We start from the raw sequence: 16,792 nt of genomic DNA on the forward strand, positions 1-16,792 counted from the left end.
GAAAATGAAGATCCTAGACATACTGTCACGAGTCGGGAAACATCATGGGAGCCGACCTACTGTATGAAGGCACGCGTGCTGCTCCCTCCGGTCGCCGGCCGCAACCCGTGGCTTGTCGTCGAGGCCGACGAGTCGGCCAATGTTAGTTGTCGACATGATCGACCGGTTGCCCGGCGACATGGAGAGCGTCGCGATGGTGGCGTTGCGGCTACCTGTCGACTGCCGGGTTCATGGCGGCCAGTCGGGTGGCCAGATGCAACGCCGCCATGCGTGAGGTGCCCCGGGGGTCTCCACCCAAGATGTCGAAGATCTTGTTAAGCCTCTTGTGCAGGGTCTGGCGCTCGAGAAAAAGCTCGGATGCGGTCGCCGTTGAATTGCAGCCCGAGGTCAGCCATGTTTCAAGGGTCTTGACCAGGTTGCTCCCGCGCTGGGCATCGTGTTCCAGAAGCTCGGAGAGCAATTCCTGGGTAAATCGGTAAACGCCGTCGCCGTCGAGTTCCCGGGCGCAGAACCGTTCCAGGACAACGTCGTCGCAGTCCCTTAGCCCGCCGGCATGCGGCATTGCGCCCACCAGGTGTTCGGCGAGCAGTGCCTCGCGCAGCGACCAAGAACCGTGCGTGGCGTCGTGAACGCCCGGCCCCATGACACCTTGGACGGCCAGCGGGTGGATGTCGGCACGCATCAGCTCGAGAAGGCGCCTGCGATCAAAGCGCGGGGAGCTGGGGTTCAGCGGAATGATGCCGTAAAGGTACTCCGAATCCATGTATGTCTTGATTTCCGGGCTGTGCCTCCGCAGGATCCTTTCAAGCGCGCCGCGGATACGCCCCAGTTCGACGCTGCGGAAAATGACGATCGCCACGGGTGCCGTCACCGGCAGGCCGACCTGTGCGCTCAGCTCGCGAATCTCCGGTGCGCTCGAATTGCGGATGATCGCCTGGATGAGCGCCGAGTCGGCAATTTGCGAACGGGTTGGCCTGTGGTGCTGGGCCAGTGCCAGGGCAAGGATGCTGCCCAGCCGCTCGGCGATGGTAGTGAGAAGTTCGCGGTCCGACTCGCGCGGGCTTTGCAGGTGAAGCCTGGCGGCGACCACGTCGCTGACGAAAATGTCCGAGACGATTTCCAGGGCTTCGTCTTCTTCCGGAATGCTTCGGCTCGTGGCCAGCGGGACGCCGGCCAGGTCCACCAGGTCGGCGTTGACCGACAACGCATCCGCGATCAGTGTGACCAATGGCGTGAGGTTCGGCCCGGCGGTGGCAATGTGCTGTGCCAGACGTTGGGAGATTGCATCCGCGCGCTGCAACGCCAGTGCCTGCTGCGAGACGATGATGCGGTTGATGGCCTCGGCCATTTCCACGAATGGGACGGTTACCCGAAGCTCGATCAACGGAAGGCCGGCGTCCTCGGCGGCCTCGATGAGTCGCTGCCCGATGCCCTTGGCCAACCCGGCCGTCTCGATGGCAAGTGCCGAAACGTTCCTGTCCGCCAGGCTCTGGACGTACTGGACCTGCGCCTCATGGCGTAACTTAAGCAGTGCCTGGCCCCCGCTGAGCAGCAGCTCCTCGCCCCGCAGGAGGGGTGCAATCTGCAAGACTTCGCTCGAGTGCACCCACCGGACACCCGTCTGTTCGATGCGTGTGGCACCCGCCAGGATTTGCGGTCGTGACTTGAGGAAAAGTGGGCTGTCCAGAACGTCCTGCAGCGGCAAAAGCATGCGTCACTCCTCGGGGAAACTATTTAATGTCCGGTTTTTCGCGATTCACGGTGGTGACAGTCTGTCACCCCGCAGGGCGAAGTTATATACATTTCGAGTGTACCGAGTGGCGTAGATCACTCCTAGGATTGTGGATGAGTTCTTAGATAGCCACCGTTGCCGGAAAAGAGTCATCCCATGAAAGCTGAAGTTCCCAGTTCGTCCGAAAGCGTGACCCATCACGTCGAAGACACCCTGCAGCCGATCCCAGAATCGGCCCGAACCACCAAACTATCCGGGCAGTTCTGGATCTGGGCGGGTGCCAACGTTGCCCCCATCAACTGGATCCTGGGGGCCCTCGGCATCCACCTTGGCCTCGGCTTGGCCGATACCCTGACGGTCCTGATCGCCGGAAACGTCATCGGCATGCTCGGTTTCGGGTTCTTCGTGATCCTCGGGCAAAAAACGGGTGCCACGGGAATGCTGCTGGCCCGCGGAGCCTTCGGGCGCCGCGGTGCATACCTGCCGGCAGCCATCCAGGCGGTCATTGCCATCGGCTGGTCCGCCGTCAACACCTGGGTCATCCTGGACCTGATCATGGCGCTGTTCGGCATGATCGGCTGGGTGGACCCGAGTGCGAGCAACTTGGGCTGGCGCATTGCGACCGCAGCGGTCATCATGTCCATCCAGGTGGCCATCTGCTACCGCGGCTACAAGGCCATCGCGCGCTTCGAGCGCATCACCATGCCGCCGACGATCCTGGTGCTTATTGCCATGTCGATCCTCGCCTGGACGCAGCTGGACATCGACTGGAGCTACCAGGGCCCCGTCGGCGAAGTGCTCACCGGCATGCCTCGAATCGCAGCCATGTCCTCGATCATGACCGCCATCGGCATCGGCTGGGGCATCGGCTGGTTCACCTACGCACCGGACTATTCCCGGTTTGTGTCCAAGCGCATCAAGCCGCACAAGCTCTACATTGTCAGTGTCCTGGGCCAGTTCCTTCCCGTCGTGTGGCTTGGGATCTTGGGGGCAAGCCTCGCGACCAAGAACGGAACCGCGGACCCCGGCCAGCTGATCGTCGAAAGCTTCGGCACGCTGTCGATCCCGGTGATCCTCCTGGTCATCCACGGGCCGATCGCCACAAACATCATCAACATGTACACCTTCGGTGTGGCCACCCAGGCGCTGGACATCAACGTTTCCCGCAAGAAACTCTCCATCTTGGTTGGCTTCCTGTCCATGGCTGCGGTCATTGCGTTCCTCTTCGCCCACGACTTCGCCGAGGTCCTGCACAACTGGATCATCGCCATCGCGGCCTGGGTTGCGACCTGGGGCGGCATCATGGCCGTCCACTACTTCGTCTTCGAACGCCGACACAAGGACTTCTCCTACCTGTTCGTGGATCCCAAGTCGTCCAAGCTCAAGTCCTTCAACCCCGCGGCATTCATTGCCTTCGCCGGCGGCATCCTCATGACCTGGATGTGCATGTACGGTTCGATCCCGGCGCTCCAGGGCCCGATCGCCACCGCCGTGGGCGGCATCGACTTCTCCTGGCTGGCGGGAACCGGCACCAGCGCGGGGCTGTACTATCTGCTGGGCCTCCGCCGCTTCAAGTCCCGCATCGACCAGGGCGTGCCGCTGGGCCTGAAGATCGACTGCTCCGACGCGGAATTCATCACGGAACACGGCAGCGCCGAGTTCCTGCTCGCCGAGCAGCGGATCGATGACGTGGTTTCGGGAACGGAGCCGGCCGGCGAGACGGATTCCGGAAAGCACAAGATCGGCTCGTAGCAACAGGCAAAGCGTAGTGGGCTCGACGGAGGGAAGAGCTGCCGCCGGGCCCACTGCCATTGCAGCCATTTTCTCCCAAATCCATTTCCACACATAACGCATGGCGCGAGGCTAACCAATGGTGAGTCGCCTCGCGCCAAAACCACAAAGGAGCCCCCGATGCAGTCGGTCTTTTTGGAAGATATCGATGCTGATACCTATGCCGCATACGTGGCCCAGGCCCATGCAACGGTGATCATCCCCGCCGGTGCCACCGAACAACACGGCCCGCATATGCCGCTGGGAGTCGACGCGATGCTGTCGCGCGCCATTGCCGCAGGGGTGGCCCGAAAGCTCGGAGCCCTGGTGGCTCCGACGCTTTCCTATGGATACAAGTCGCAGCCGCGATCCGGGGGCGGAAACCACCGCATCGGAACCACAAGCCTGAGCGGGGCAACGCTCAGCGGTCAGGTCGAGGATATTGCCCGATCCTTCATCGGGCAGGCGTTCACCAAGGTGGTCATCCTCAACGGCCACTTTGAAAACTACCAATTCATCTATGAGGGCCTTGAGATCGCCGTGGGCCACGCCCGGGAAGCCGGGCTGGATGCACGTGCCATGCTGCTTTCCTACTGGGACTTCGTGGACGAGGAAACCCTGGACAAAGTCTTCCCCGACGGCTTCCTGGGTTGGGACATCGAGCATGGCGGGGTGCTGGAAACCTCCCTCATGCTGCTGCTGCATCCGGAAAAGGTCGACATGTCCCGTGCCGTCGACCACCCGCCGGCGCAGCTTAAGCCCTACGACGTCTTCCCCGAGGACCCCGCGCGCACCCCGGCCAGCGGATGCCTGTCCTCGCCGATCGGTGCCAGCGCCGAACGAGGACAGCTGCTCCTGGATGCCGTGACAAACGGTGTGGCCCGGGCGATCGAAGCCGAGTACTCATTGCCCGTGGAAGCCCTTGGGGCCAGATAGCGGCCATCGCGGCACGTCATGCTCGCGTTGTAGCTCCACGGTGGCCTCGGCCGGCGAAAACGGGGTTGAAGAAAGGCCTGCGGGCCATCAATGACACACAAGATTGGGCGCCCGGACAACCGGGTGCCCAAATCTTTTTGGCACCCGGAACGTCGAGTGTGACGCGGGTCAAATTCGACCCTTGACAGTGATGCGCGACACAAATACAGTGAGTGCAACAGCGTTGCAATGAATGCAACTCCAATTCCTTCTGGTGGTAACCCCAATGACTCAGAGCAACAACACCCCGGCTGGCAAGCACGCCACCGAGCGTTCTGCAACGACCTCTCTCACCACAGATCCAGCCCGCGATCTCGGCCCTACGCTCAGCGGCCAGGAGCGACCCGATCCATCCGGCGTCGGACGCAAGACCCGCAACAAGGTCGTTGCGGCAAGCTTTATCGGCAACTTTGTTGAATGGTTCGACTATGCCGTCTACGGATACCTGGCCGTCACCATCACCGCGGTGTTCTTCCCGGAATCAGATCCGCAGACCGGGCTCATGCTCACCTTCGCACTCTTCGCCATTTCATTCCTCGTCCGGCCGCTGGGCGGATTCGTCTGGGGCCACCTGGGCGACAAGATCGGCCGGCGCACGGCGCTGTCCTGGTCGATCCTGATCATGTCCGCCGCGACCTTCTGCATCGCCCTGATCCCTTCCTACGCAACCATCGGAATCTGGGCGCCGATCCTCCTGCTCATCATCCGCGTGGTCCAGGGCTTCTCCGCCTCGGGCGAATACGCCGGGGCCTCGGCATTCCTCGTCGAGTACGCGCCGGCCAACCGCCGCGGGCTCTATGCGGCCGTCGTGCCGGCGAGTACCGCCACCGGCCTGCTGCTCGGGTCGCTCTTGGCGGCACTGCTGACGGGCTTGCTTGAACCAGGACAGATGCAGGATTGGGGCTGGCGCTTGCCATTCCTCCTGGCCGCACCGATGGGCTTGATCGGCCGCTATATCCGCACCAAGCTCGAGGACTCCCCGGTCTTCAAGGAGCTTGCCAACGAAGACAATGTCATAAAGGCGCCGGTCAGCATGCTGTTCAAGGAGCATTGGCGTCAGCTGATCCAGGCCGTGGGCGCGGTCCTGCTCAACGCGGTTGGCTTCTACGTCATCCTCAGCTACATGCCCACGTACCTGTCCCAGGAACTGGGCCTCGATGAAACCGCGTCCTACGTGGCAACCACCGTTGCCCTGGTGACCTACATCGGCTTCATCTTCCTCACCGGCATGCTTTCGGACCGGTTGGGACGCAAGAGGGTTCTCATCAGCGCCTCGATCCTCTTCATCTTCCTGACGGTTCCCGCGTTCATGCTGCTGGACACCGGCAACTTCCTGGTGATCATCCTCGTGCAGATCCTGCTCGGCGGAATGCTCACCCTGAACGACGGAACCCTGCCCAGCTACCTGGCCGAAATGTTCCCCACCCGGGTCCGCTACACCGGGTTCGCCGTCAGCTTCAACCTCTCCAACGCACTGTTCGGCGGAACCGCGCCCTTCGTGGCAACCCTGCTGATCGCAACCTCCGGCAGCGTGCTGGCCCCCGCCTGGTACCTCATGGGCGCCGCTGTCATTTCCCTGGTCGCCGTCGCCTGCTCGGTGGAAACCAGCAAGAAACCGCTGGCCTAGGGCCGCCACAGCCTTTCTTCCCGCACACCAACACCAAACATCAACACCACAGGAGAACATCATGACCATTACACCGGCAACCGCAACCAACGTTTCCGAGCTTGAGCGACTGAAGACCCTGCACAACGGCACCAAGCAGAAGCTGACCTTCTCCGACGCCGAGTTCGAGCGACGCCTGTCCGGACTGCGCCAGATCATGGCGGCCAAGGACCTCGACGCCGTCATCCTCACCAGCTACCACGGCATCAAGTACTATTCCGACTTCCTGTACACAACCTTCGGCCGCAACTACGCCCTGGTCGTCACCGCCAACGAGTCGGTCACCATCACCGCCAACATCGACGCCGGCATGCCATGGCGCACCAGCTACGGCGACAACATTGTCTACACCGACTGGCAGCGAGACAACTTCTACTTCGGCCTGCAGGAGGCCCTGCGCCGCGCCGGTGTCAAGGCTTCCCGACTCGGCGTCGAGGACGACGCCCTGCCGGTGATGACCCGCCAGCGCATCCAGGATGCCTTCGGCGGCGCCACCTTGGTGGACGTCTCGCAGGCCGCCATGCGCCAGCGCATGATCAAGTCCGCCGAGGAGATCGAGGTCATCAAGCACGGTGCACGCATCGGCGACATGGGTGGCGAGGCCATCAAGGCCGCCATCCGAGAGGGCATCACCGAGTACGAGGTCGCACTCATCGGCACCGAGGCCATGGTCCACGAGATCGCCAAGACCTTCCCGGACCGCGAAGTGCGCGACACCTGGGTCTGGTTCCAGTCCGGCATCAACACCGACGGCGCCCACAACTGGGCCACCACCCGCAAGCTGCAGCGCGGGGACATCCTCTCGCTGAACTGCTTCCCGATGACCTCGGGCTACTACACCGCCCTGGAGCGCACCCTGTTCCTCGGCGAGCCGGACGAGCGCAGCCTGGAACTCTGGAACGTCAACGTCGAGGTGCACAAGCGCGGCCTGGAATTGATCAAGCCCGGCGCTGTCTGCAAGGACATCGCCGCGGAGCTCAACGAGATCTACATCGGCCACGGCCTGCTGCCGAACCGCACCTTCGGCTACGGCCACTCCTTCGGCGTCCTGTCGCACTACTACGGCCGTGAGGCGGGCCTGGAGCTGCGCGAGGACATCGACACGGTCCTTGAGCCGGGCATGGTCGTCTCCATGGAACCGATGATCACGGTGCTTGACGGAGAGCCGGGTGCCGGCGGCTACCGCGAGCACGACATCCTGGTCATTGGCGAGGACAACAGCGTCGAGAACATCACCAAGTTCGGCTTCGGTCCGGAAAACAACATCATCGACCGCTAGGCAGCACCCGGTGGGTGGCGTTCCAAGGGATGCCACCCACCTTGGGTTTTAAGCGGAATGCGCGGTGTGGCCCACCAACGGTTGGCCACACCGCGTACCGTGGACCATGACCATACGAAACAGGGAGTGCAGAGCATGAATCAGCCGGAACTAGACGAGCACGACCGCGCGGGCTATGCACTGGCCCTTGAGGAAGCCCTGCTTGGTGCCGCGGAGGGTGGAGTGCCCATCGGCTCCAGTCTCTTCGAGGGCGGAACTCGACTCGGAAGCGGGCACAACCGCCGGGTCCAAAACGGGGATCCCACGTCGCACGGCGAAATCGACTGCCTGCGCAACGTCGGGCGCCGCGCCTCGTATGCGGGAACCACCCTGTATTCAACATTGGCACCCTGCGCGCTGTGCTCCGGAGCCATCATCCTCTTCGGCATTCCAAGGGTGGTCGTGGGCGAAAACCGGAACTTCGACGGCGAGCTCGACCTTCTCCGGGACCGCGGGGTCGAGGTGGTGCTGATCGACGACGCCGAGGCCACAGCCATCATGGGGCAATTCATCGCCGAGAACCCGAGCCTCTGGAACGAAGACATCGGAGTGGACGAAGGCGACTGAACCTTGGCGTAAATGCGACAAGATGCCGGCATCGCAATCAGGTTGTCCATGTCCACCCGCAAATCACGGTAACGTCATCGTGAACGAACCGAACCCCGTTCGGCAGCGTTGCCAATATCCGCAGGAATCCAGCTAGGAGAACAGATGGTTGCCCAGCCGACCGAAACCAATGCCACGGAGTCCCGTGGCGCCTCGGTCATCGTCAACGTGATCGATGTCCTGCGTTGTTTCACCGTTGAGCATCCCGTGCTGGGCGTCACCGAAATCGCGGCCAAGGTCGGACTCCACAAGTCCAGCATTTCGCGCATCCTCGCGACGCTTGAGCAGGAACGCATCGTGGCCCGCGACGAGAACACGCGCAAATACAGCCTCGGCCTGGGGCTCATCGCCGTGGCCGGTCCCTTGCTGGCCAACCTCGACGTGCGACGCATTTCCTTCCCGATCCTCGAGGAACTGGCCCAGGCCACCGGCGAAACGGCGGTGCTCAACATCTGGGACGGGGCCGAATCCGTGTCGGTCGAGCAAATTCCCAGCGTGCACCAGGTCAAGCACACCTCCGTCATGGGCAGCCGCTACAACACGGCGTTGAGCGCATCGGTGCAGGTGTTCCTGGCCCATGAAGGTGCGCAAGCGACACTTGACCTGTTGGAATCCGGCGGCGTGGTCCTGCCCGAAAACAGCTCCGATGCACGGGCCTCGTACATGCAGCGCCTCGCGGGGGTTCGTGCCCAAGGCTATGCGGCGAACCACGGGGAAACCTCCAGCGATGAAGTCGGCGTTGCGGCCCCGATCTATGACCACAGGGGCAGGGTCGTTGCCTGTGCAATGATCGCGGCGCCCTTCTACCGAGTCTCCAAGGAACAGCTCCACGATCTGGGCATGGCATGCATTCGTGCGGCACAGCAGATCAGCCTGCGAATGGGCGCCCAACCCGCATAGTCCCTCCGTCAAAGGCAGGGGGATCGCAAAGCGCCAATGGGCAACGCTACGCAGCGGCGCGGCCGGACCGCGCTCATGGGCCTGCCCGCCACCGCCGCGAGGCCCGGGCAATCGGGAAACACGCCCCCGGTTCCGATGGGGCACGGCACCCGGGCCCGGTTTCAGGCCGGACCGACACACCCCCGCCGGGGAAATCATCCGAGGAGGATGGCGACACCACCGGGCCCCCGTGAAACCTTTGAACTGGAAACTGGGGTCTCTGCACGTGGGGCAGCGTTGTAGCAGTAGGAGGCAAGGATATGGAATACAAACGCAATACCGTTGAAGGCCACACTGGATTCCCACCGGGGACCGAGGCTGGTTCGGCGAGCCAAGGAGTAAGCCGGCGCAGTGCGCTGCGGGCAGGCACGGCAGGGGTCAGCGTATGGGCAATTGCGGCGCTTGCCGCCTGCAGCACCACACCCGGCGCTGCCAGCACCACCGGCGCCGCAAGCACCACCCCCGGCGCCGACGAAGAAAAGGACAAGGCGACTCTGATCGGGGTTCACAAAAAGGCCCACGAGCTCTGGAACGATCGGGACCTGGAATCGTTCATCCCGACGTTCGCGCCCACCATCCACTACGCGGACGTGCCAACCGGCCATGAGGTCACCAACGCCACCGCGATGGTGGAATTTGCCTCCAAGTGGTTCAAGGCCGCCCCCGATGCCAAGCTCTCGGGCGTCTATTACTACGCCGGCATCATCGCCGACCAATTGGGGGAGTACCCCGCATCCCTGGACCCGTCGCTGAAATCCGACCTGTGGACCATCGCCCGGCTCACCCTGACGGGTGTCCAGACCGGTGAACTTCCGAACGGGCAGCCCCCCACCAACAAGTCGTTCGCCTTGGAGCTCACCGAATACATCTGCTGGCGCCAGAACCCACCGGCCTCCGACAGCCTTGCCCCGCCGTGGCAGGGGACGGGAGGCGCGATGTATTACGACATCAACAGCCTGGTGAAGCAACTTGGCCTCACGGAAGATCCCGGCCTCGGGAGCCCGGTCGCTGGCTGATTTCCAGCAGTGTACCCATGGTGGACCCGCCGATCGTTGTCATCACGGCGTGCCTCGGCAAGTCCGCCATCGGTGCTCGTTGGCGCGACGTCTTCTGCGAGCGTTGGGGTGCTTGTTCAGCGCCCGCGACTTTTCAGGGAGGATGCCGCCGGGGCTCGACCGCAACTACACAACGGATAGCTGAGCACTGGTGAGGCTTCCCGCGCCGGCCAATGTCTGTTGGGGAAAGTGGCGGCGGACCCGAAGCCCGGGCCGAAACCTTGTGTGATTCGGGTTACCTTTCGGTAGGGTGGGGTCATGGCGCACACACCACATTCGAAGAACTTTGATGTCATTGTCGTTGGCGCGGGCCTCTCCGGGCTGGTCGCTGCCACCGAAGCGGTCAACGCCGGCAGCCGGGTGCTGCTGATCGACCAGGAATCCGAGGCGAACCTCGGGGCCCAGGCCCATTGGAGCTTTGGCGGGATCTTCCTCGTCGACTCGCCCGAGCAGCGCAGGCTGGGCGTCAAGGACTCCGAAGAGCTGGCACTGAGGGACTGGTTCGGGACGGCGGGCTTCGACCGCGAGGAAGATTATTGGCCCCGGGAATGGGCCAAGGCCTATGTGCATTGGGCGGCGGGCGGAAAACGCGCGTGGCTGCGCGAGCGCGGCGTAAGGTTCTTCCCCGTCGTGGGATGGGCGGAGCGCGGCGGCGCCGGGGCGCAAGGTCCCGGAAACTCGGTCCCGCGTTTCCACATCACCTGGGGTACCGGGCCCGGGATTGTCGAGCCGTTCGCCGTGGCCGCGAGGACGGCCGTCGCCAAGGGGCAGCTGACAATGCTGTGGCGCCACCAACTCGACGAGCTGGTCATGGCCGAAGGCGCCGTGGGCGGTGTGCGTGGCAGCCTGCTCGAACCCGATGACGCCGAACGGGGAGTGGCCACCAACCGGAACGCGATCGGCACGTTCGAGTACTTTGCCCCGGCCGTCATTGTCGCCACCGGCGGCATCGGCGGCAACATCGCCAAGGTCAGGGACGCCTGGCCCGCACGCCTGGGCGAGGCGCCAAAAAACATGGTCGCCGGCGTCCCCGCGCACGTCGACGGGCGCGGGCTTGACATCGCCGAGCGCGCCGGCGGTCGGCTGATCAACGGCGACAGGATGTGGCACTACACCGAGGGCATCGCGAACTGGAACCCCGTGTGGCGGAACCACGGGATCCGCATCCTGCCCGGGCCGAGTTCCCTGTGGCTCGATGCCACGGGCAAACGCCTGCCCGATCCGCTGTGGCCGGGGTTCGATACCCTCGGCACCCTGGAATACCTGCGTGGCACGGGGCATGATTACAGCTGGTTCATCCTCAACCGGCGCATCATCGGCAAGGAATTCGCGCTCTCGGGAAGCGAACAGAACCCGGACCTGACGGGAAAGGACGTGCGCGCGGTGGTGGCGAGGGCCAAGACGGACGTGCCTGACCCCGTGCAGGCCTTCCTCGATAACGGCGAGGACTTCGTGCAGGCGCCGAACCTCGACGAACTGGTGAAGAAGATGAACGAGCTCAGCGGCGAGGACTTGCTCGACCCCGCCGAGGTTGCGGCAGTGGTAGGCGCGCGGGATTCGGCCGTCCAAAACGCCTTCGGCAAGGACGGGCAGATTTCCGCTGTCACCAGTGCCCGGAACTACGTGGGGGACAGGCTCGTTCGCAGCGTCAAGCCCCATCCGTTGACCGATCCCAAGGCAGGGCCGCTGGTCGCCGTCCGGTTGAACATCCTGACCCGCAAGTCCCTGGGCGGCCTCAATACGGACTTGGATTCCCGCGTATTGAATGCGGAGGGCGAGCCGGTGCCGGGCCTGTATGCGGCGGGGGAGGCCGCCGGGTTCGGCGGAGGCGGTTGCCACGGCTATCGCGCGCTCGAGGGAACGTTCCTGGGCGGCTGCCTGTTCAGCGGCCGGTCGGCCGGACAGTCGGCCGCGTCGCAAGATCGGGCCCCCGCCGGCTGGACATAGGAAAACCACGCCGATCGGGAGTTTTCCTGGTCGGCGTGGCGGTTTTGGAACGGGGTCAGTGCGTGAAGTGGTAAACCGTCCCAAAGAGAGCGGCCGAGATGCCGAAGGACATACCAATCAGCATGGGTGCCCAGGTTCCGTTGGTGCTGGCCAGGAAAATGGCGAACACCCCGAACAGCATTGCTGCGAGTATGCCGCCGAGGATGAGGGATCCGCCACCGTGGTGGTGCACGGCAGCCTGTGCATTTCGATGGAATAGAGTAGCCATGCCCTCAGGGTATGCCCGAGAAGTTGGAATTACGAGGGAAAAATAGTGAAGGAAGCAATGAGCGAATCGACGGCCGACTGGCGGCAGGTGTTCGGCGCCTTGGCCAATGAAGAAACACGCAAGGCATACGCCCAAGCGGTACTGGGAATCCCCGGAGACTTGCCTCCGGTGCGGCAGGCCAAGGCCGAGAAAAACCTGCAGGCCGCCGGCCTGCTGACCGCCGAGGGGCTCGTCGACGATGGCGTTTATGCACGGACCTTGGCGGTGGGCGCCTCCCGCATGCCCAAGGAGGGGGTCGATCGATTCCTGGATGCCGACGGCCGCATCCAGCGGTACCCCAAGAACCCCTCGGAACGCCTTTCCCTGCTGCGATCAATCGGGGCGCGGGTGCTGAAACACGGCGAGGAACTTGACGAGCTCGATTTGACCTTGCGGCTCGAAGACATCGCCGATGATGCGGTGTTGCTGCGCCGGTACCTGGTTGATTACGGCGTGCTCCTTCGTCGCCCGGATGGTTCCGAGTACCGCTTGGGTGATGGCTCCGACTAGCCGGATTGTGCCAAGCTCCAAGAAACGGGTAATTTCGTTCTAGAGCCGCAAAGCATCCAGCGCGCCATTCCCTTTCGTTCAAGGAGCCAAATGTCCGACCCGAATGCCTCGCCAGGTGGTGGCTCTAACCACGAGTCGTGGAACCAGCAAGGATTCGGCGGCGGGCAATACCCCGGCCAGTACCAGGGCGGAGCCCCGGTGCAGACCCAGCACCCGGGCCAATACCAGGGGCAGTATCCGGGACAGTACCCCGGGCAATATCCGGGGGATTACCCGGCGTATGGAGCCTACGGCTATGGCCCCGGCGGTTGGAACGCCCCCCCGCGCACCCACGGCATGACCACGTTTGCGATGGTGACGGGCATAGCAGCGGCGGCGATTTCGATCGTCCCGGTCTTTGGATTCGTGGCCTTCCTGCTGGGCCCGCTTGCCATGGTGCTCGGCATTGTCGGCATCGCCAAGCGGCTGAACCGCCGAGGTTTTTCGGTGACAGCGTTGGTGACGGGCGCGTTCGGGCTGCTGGTTTCGATTCTTTATGCGCTCCTGTTCACGACGTTCATGTCCTTCATGGATCGCAGCGCCACCTACGAATTCGTTGCGTCTTCCGCCGGCGAGTACCAGATTTCCCTCACCACCACTGAAGCCACGGCTGCGGTGACCAGCAACCAGCGTGGCACCTTCACCGAAAGCCACACCGCCTCGACGCTCTTTGGCGGCGTGATCGCCACGAACGTCGGTGACAACGCCGGAAAGGTCAGCTGCGAGGTTTTTGATTCCGAAGGCTACCTTGTCATTGAAGATGAAGACGAAGGCCTCGGCGCCCAGGCCCAATGCATGATCGGTGCTTCCTGGCTCGAAAACACCGAGGACTACTCGGTCAGCGACGAGCTCAAGGCCATGGCGGGCAACTAGCCGCCGAAGCCTTGCGCCCGCCGCGCGGAAATGATTCGTTCGACCGACGCCGTGGCAGCCGGATACTGCGCACCTGGCCCCAGCGCGATGAAGCAGGGTGCTGCATAGTCGGGCAGCTGTTCGTCGTCATAGCGGTATGCCAGGTAGCGTCCACCCGCTCGCCGCACCAATAGTGCGCCCGCGGCGATGTCCCAGGGCTTGGTATCCAGGCCCAGGGTGACGTCGCACCATCCGGCGGCAACGTGTGCCAGTGCCAGGGCCGCCGAGACCTTTCGGCGCACCGTGGCGAAGGCCGTGATCCACGATCCGAATTCGGCCAGGCCCAGGGAACCGTCGACTGCCAGGGCCTCCGCCGAGGGGTAGTCGGTCATGAGGTTGGCATGGGCCTGGTCGGGCCGGAAAGCGGGAGCCAGGATCTCCCCGTTGAGATATGCGTGCTCCGCATCCGCCGTGAATTCCAAGCCTGCAATCGGATCGAGCACGACGCCGGCGAGCAGCTGCCCGTCGTGCGCCGCGGCTATCGAAATGCAGAAAAATGCAATTCCATGCGTGAAATTGCTGGTTCCGTCAATGGGATCCACGATCCATTGGATGTTTCCATCGCCTGTGCTCCCGCCCTCCTCGCCCAGGACCCGCGAGTCGGGTTCCGCCCCGGTGAGGTGGGTGCGGATGATTTCTTCGCTGTGCCGGTCAAAGGCCGTGACCAGGTCGTGGGCGTTGGTCTTGTTCTCGCGCTGTACGTCGTTGCGGAAGGCTTCACGCAATACCGGTGCGGCGAGTCTTGCCGCTTCCAGTGCTATCAAACGCAGTCGGGAAGCAAGTGCAATGTCGGCCGGGCTGAAGTTTTCGGTGCTCACGGGATCAAGCGTAGTCCCAAACATCTCACCAAATTAGTTTGACGGGGCAACTAAATTGCTCATATAGTTGACCGAGGCAACATTTGCCTTGGTCAACTAATTTCGATTTGAGGAGCGCAGCCCCTTGCCTCAGGATGATTCGCAAACACTGGAACTCGTGGAGAGCGTCAGCTCGCTGAACCGCACCCTGCGGCAACTCGCTCACTTGGGCGAGGGCGACCAGAAGGTCGGCTTCGCCGCCATGGGGGTCCTTCTGTACGTCTATCGAAACCAGCCCACGAGGGCCACCGATGTCGCGCAGTGGATCGGAATCGGTCCCGCCGCGCTGAGCCGGCAGGTTGCGGACCTGGAGTCCATGGGGCTCCTGGAGCGCACCCCGTGCCGCAACGATGCCAGGGCGCAACTCATTTCGCTGACCCAGGAGGGCAAGGACGAGGTGGACCGGGCCTACAAGCGCAGGACCGACCTCCTGTCAGACCTGCTCAAGGACTGGGACGCGACGGAGATCGCCGAAGCCGCGGCCACCGTGAACCGGATCCAGCAAGCGCTTCGTGCCGGCATCGACCAGATGCAAGGCAGGAACTTACCAGCGGCAGAGGCTGCACAGGAAGGAAACGCATGAGCGAACAGCAGTCCGTTGCCCTGACGCGCGAGCGCCAAGGCGACCAACCGCAGATGGAGCCGAAGGAGGTAATGCGCTCCATCGTCGGCGTTTTGGCAGCATTTTTCGCGGCGATGCTGGCCACCACCATCGTTTCAATTGCCCTGCCGACCATCATGGACGCCCTCAACGGCACGCAGACAGACTTCAACTGGGTCCTCACCGCGGCGCTGCTGGCCAACGCGGCCACCACCCCGATCTGGGGCAAGCTGGCAGACCTTTTCGACAAGAAGAAGCTGCTGCAGCTTGGTATCCTCACCTTCGTTGCGGGTTCCCTGCTGGCGGGGTTCGCGATCAACATCCCCATGCTCATGAGCGCCCGCGTCATCCAGGGCATCGGCATGGGCGGGCTCACCGCCATGGGCATGGCTGTGATCGGCACCGTCATCCCGCCGCGCGAGCGCGGACGCTACTCGGGCTACTTCGGCGGCGTCATGGCGCTGGCCACGGCCGGCGGCCCGCTGCTGGGCGGGCTGATCGTCGACTCGCCGCTGGGTTGGCGCTGGACGTTCTTCATCGGCGTCCCGATCGCACTGATTTCCATGTGGATGATCCACAAGACGCTGCACATCAAGCACGTTGCCCGCAAGGTCTACATCGACTGGGCCGGCGCCGTGCTGGTGACGGTCTCCGTGTCGGTGCTGCTGATCTGGGTTTCCTACGTCGGCAAGGCCGGCTACTTCGAGTTCAACTCCTGGCAGACCTACGCCATGGTGGGCGGCTCGCTGGCGCTGATCGCGCTGCTGATCTGGGTTGAGGGACGCGTCCCGGAGCCGGTCATCCCGCTGCGCATCATCGCCATGCGCACCACCGCGCTCTCCATCATCGCCTCGGTCTCCATCGGCGTGGCGATGTTCGGCTCCGGCGCCTTCCTGGGCCAGTACTTCCAGGTGGCCCGGGAGGCCAGCCCCACCATGGCCGGGGTCATGACCCTGCCCATGATCCTGGGCAACCTCTTCGGCTCGGTGTTCTCCGGGCAGATGATTTCCCGGCATGGCCGGTGGAAGATCTTCCTGGTCGTCGGAGCCAGCGTCAACATCGCTGCGCTGGCGCTGCTGGGCACCATGTCCCACGACACCAACTACTGGATCCTGGCCGCCGGCATGTTCTTCAACGGCGTCGGCATGGGCTTCATGGTGCAGAACCTGGTGCTCGCCGTGCAGAACACCGTCAAGGTCACCGACATCGGCACCGCCAGCTCGTCCGTGGCGTTCTTCCGCTCGGTGGGCGGGGCCGCCGGCGTCGCGGTGCTCGGCGCGATGCTGTCCGACAAGGTCAGTGCGCTGGTCATCGATGCGCTCACGGCCGCACACCTGATCTCCCCGGACGGTTCCGGCGGCGTTGCCTCCGGAAGTACGTCGCTGGACCTGTCGACCATGCCCGCGGCCGTGCGGGTCATGTACGAGACGGCCTTCGGCGACGCCACGGGCGTGATCTTCATGGCCTCGGCCGCCGTTGCCGTGGTTTCGCTGGTTTGCGTCCTGCTCATCAAGGAAGCGCCGCTGCGCAGGACCGTCTAGTTTCGGCGCAGGCAGGT

General features: G+C 63.7%; 15 protein-coding genes. 12 read left to right on the forward strand and 3 right to left on the reverse strand.

Annotated elements, in window-relative coordinates; translation table 11 throughout:
- Window positions 1-208: 208 nt before the first annotated feature.
- Complete coding sequence (locus tag JOF47_RS00880; protein WP_209995334.1) at window positions 209-1,711, reverse strand: PucR family transcriptional regulator; 1,503 nt, start codon at window positions 1,709-1,711, stop codon at window positions 209-211.
- Window positions 1,712-1,888: 177 nt separating this feature from the next.
- On the opposite strand from JOF47_RS00880, the gene JOF47_RS00885 reads away from it, so the two are divergent.
- The 8 genes from JOF47_RS00885 to JOF47_RS00920 all read left to right on the forward strand — a co-directional run bounded on the left by JOF47_RS00885 (window position 1,889) and on the right by JOF47_RS00920 (window position 12,008).
- Window positions 1,889-3,484, forward strand: a complete 1,596-nt coding sequence (locus tag JOF47_RS00885) for a purine-cytosine permease family protein (protein ID WP_209995335.1) — start codon at window positions 1,889-1,891, stop codon at window positions 3,482-3,484.
- Between the two features lie 159 nt (window positions 3,485-3,643).
- The gene (locus JOF47_RS00890; protein ID WP_209995336.1) at window positions 3,644-4,438 is read left to right on the forward strand and encodes a creatininase; all 795 of its coding nucleotides are present in this window, start codon (window positions 3,644-3,646) and stop codon (window positions 4,436-4,438) included.
- A 265-nt stretch (window positions 4,439-4,703) separates the two neighbouring features.
- Window positions 4,704-6,104 (forward strand): MFS transporter, encoded by a 1,401-nt coding sequence (locus JOF47_RS00895; RefSeq protein WP_245356200.1) that lies wholly within the window; start codon window positions 4,704-4,706, stop codon window positions 6,102-6,104.
- A 61-nt stretch (window positions 6,105-6,165) separates the two neighbouring features.
- Window positions 6,166-7,422 carry an aminopeptidase P family protein gene (locus tag JOF47_RS00900; protein WP_209995337.1) on the forward strand — a complete coding sequence of 419 codons (1,257 nt, stop codon included), beginning with the start codon at window positions 6,166-6,168 and terminating at the stop codon, window positions 7,420-7,422.
- A gap of 135 nt (window positions 7,423-7,557) precedes the next feature.
- Window positions 7,558-8,028: a nucleoside deaminase gene (locus JOF47_RS00905; RefSeq protein WP_209995338.1), complete on the forward strand. Its 471-nt coding sequence runs from the start codon at window positions 7,558-7,560 to the stop codon at window positions 8,026-8,028.
- A gap of 144 nt (window positions 8,029-8,172) precedes the next feature.
- A complete protein-coding gene (locus tag JOF47_RS00910) occupies window positions 8,173-8,967 on the forward strand; it encodes an IclR family transcriptional regulator (protein ID WP_209995339.1) in 795 nt (264 codons plus the stop codon).
- 299 nt (window positions 8,968-9,266) lie between these two features.
- Complete coding sequence (locus JOF47_RS00915) at window positions 9,267-10,022, forward strand: nuclear transport factor 2 family protein (protein WP_209995340.1); 756 nt, start codon at window positions 9,267-9,269, stop codon at window positions 10,020-10,022.
- A gap of 297 nt (window positions 10,023-10,319) precedes the next feature.
- Complete coding sequence (locus tag JOF47_RS00920) at window positions 10,320-12,008, forward strand: FAD-binding dehydrogenase (protein WP_209995341.1); 1,689 nt, start codon at window positions 10,320-10,322, stop codon at window positions 12,006-12,008.
- A 55-nt stretch (window positions 12,009-12,063) separates the two neighbouring features.
- On the opposite strand, the gene JOF47_RS00925 is transcribed toward JOF47_RS00920, so the two are convergent.
- Entirely contained in the window at window positions 12,064-12,276 is a 213-nt protein-coding gene (locus JOF47_RS00925; protein ID WP_209995342.1) for a hypothetical protein, read from the reverse strand.
- Between the two features lie 57 nt (window positions 12,277-12,333).
- On the opposite strand from JOF47_RS00925, the gene JOF47_RS00930 reads away from it, so the two are divergent.
- The gene (locus tag JOF47_RS00930; RefSeq protein WP_209995343.1) at window positions 12,334-12,825 is read left to right on the forward strand and encodes a DUF2087 domain-containing protein; all 492 of its coding nucleotides are present in this window, start codon (window positions 12,334-12,336) and stop codon (window positions 12,823-12,825) included.
- 90 nt (window positions 12,826-12,915) lie between these two features.
- Complete coding sequence (locus JOF47_RS00935; RefSeq protein WP_209995344.1) at window positions 12,916-13,737, forward strand: DUF4190 domain-containing protein; 822 nt, start codon at window positions 12,916-12,918, stop codon at window positions 13,735-13,737.
- Here JOF47_RS00935 and JOF47_RS00940 read toward each other — a convergent pair.
- A complete protein-coding gene (locus JOF47_RS00940) occupies window positions 13,734-14,594 on the reverse strand; it encodes an inositol monophosphatase family protein (RefSeq protein WP_342592672.1) in 861 nt (286 codons plus the stop codon). The two genes, JOF47_RS00935 and JOF47_RS00940, sit on opposite strands and share 4 nt — an antisense overlap.
- Before the next feature lie 124 nt (window positions 14,595-14,718).
- Between JOF47_RS00940 and JOF47_RS00945 the strand changes: the two genes are divergently transcribed.
- Window positions 14,719-15,216, forward strand: a complete 498-nt coding sequence (locus JOF47_RS00945; RefSeq protein WP_209995349.1) for a MarR family winged helix-turn-helix transcriptional regulator — start codon at window positions 14,719-14,721, stop codon at window positions 15,214-15,216.
- Window positions 15,213-16,775, forward strand: a complete 1,563-nt coding sequence (locus tag JOF47_RS00950; RefSeq protein ID WP_209995351.1) for an MFS transporter — start codon at window positions 15,213-15,215, stop codon at window positions 16,773-16,775. Before JOF47_RS00945 ends, JOF47_RS00950 begins: the two co-directional genes overlap by 4 nt.
- Window positions 16,776-16,792 lie beyond the last annotated feature (17 nt).

The sequence above is a fragment of the Paeniglutamicibacter kerguelensis genome (assembly GCF_017876535.1).
GTDB classification, from domain to species: domain Bacteria; phylum Actinomycetota; class Actinomycetes; order Actinomycetales; family Micrococcaceae; genus Paeniglutamicibacter; species Paeniglutamicibacter kerguelensis.

Excerpts from the sequence above, each read along its gene's own strand:
- JOF47_RS00880 (WP_209995334.1), bottom strand. The coding sequence starts at position 1,711 with ATGCTTTTGCCGCTGCAGGACGTTCTGGACAGCCCACTTTTCCTCAAG.
- JOF47_RS00925 (WP_209995342.1), bottom strand. The coding sequence starts at position 12,276 with ATGGCTACTCTATTCCATCGAAATGCACAGGCTGCCGTGCACCACCAC.
- JOF47_RS00935 (WP_209995344.1), top strand. The coding sequence starts at position 12,916 with ATGTCCGACCCGAATGCCTCGCCAGGTGGTGGCTCTAACCACGAGTCG.
- JOF47_RS00890 (WP_209995336.1), top strand. The coding sequence starts at position 3,644 with ATGCAGTCGGTCTTTTTGGAAGATATCGATGCTGATACCTATGCCGCA.
- JOF47_RS00910 (WP_209995339.1), top strand. The coding sequence starts at position 8,173 with ATGGTTGCCCAGCCGACCGAAACCAATGCCACGGAGTCCCGTGGCGCC.
- JOF47_RS00895 (WP_245356200.1), top strand. The coding sequence starts at position 4,704 with ATGACTCAGAGCAACAACACCCCGGCTGGCAAGCACGCCACCGAGCGT.
- JOF47_RS00905 (WP_209995338.1), top strand. The coding sequence starts at position 7,558 with ATGAATCAGCCGGAACTAGACGAGCACGACCGCGCGGGCTATGCACTG.
- JOF47_RS00900 (WP_209995337.1), top strand. The coding sequence starts at position 6,166 with ATGACCATTACACCGGCAACCGCAACCAACGTTTCCGAGCTTGAGCGA.
- JOF47_RS00920 (WP_209995341.1), top strand. The coding sequence starts at position 10,320 with ATGGCGCACACACCACATTCGAAGAACTTTGATGTCATTGTCGTTGGC.
- JOF47_RS00930 (WP_209995343.1), top strand. The coding sequence starts at position 12,334 with ATGAGCGAATCGACGGCCGACTGGCGGCAGGTGTTCGGCGCCTTGGCC.
- JOF47_RS00915 (WP_209995340.1), top strand. The coding sequence starts at position 9,267 with ATGGAATACAAACGCAATACCGTTGAAGGCCACACTGGATTCCCACCG.
- JOF47_RS00950 (WP_209995351.1), top strand. The coding sequence starts at position 15,213 with ATGAGCGAACAGCAGTCCGTTGCCCTGACGCGCGAGCGCCAAGGCGAC.
- JOF47_RS00885 (WP_209995335.1), top strand. The coding sequence starts at position 1,889 with ATGAAAGCTGAAGTTCCCAGTTCGTCCGAAAGCGTGACCCATCACGTC.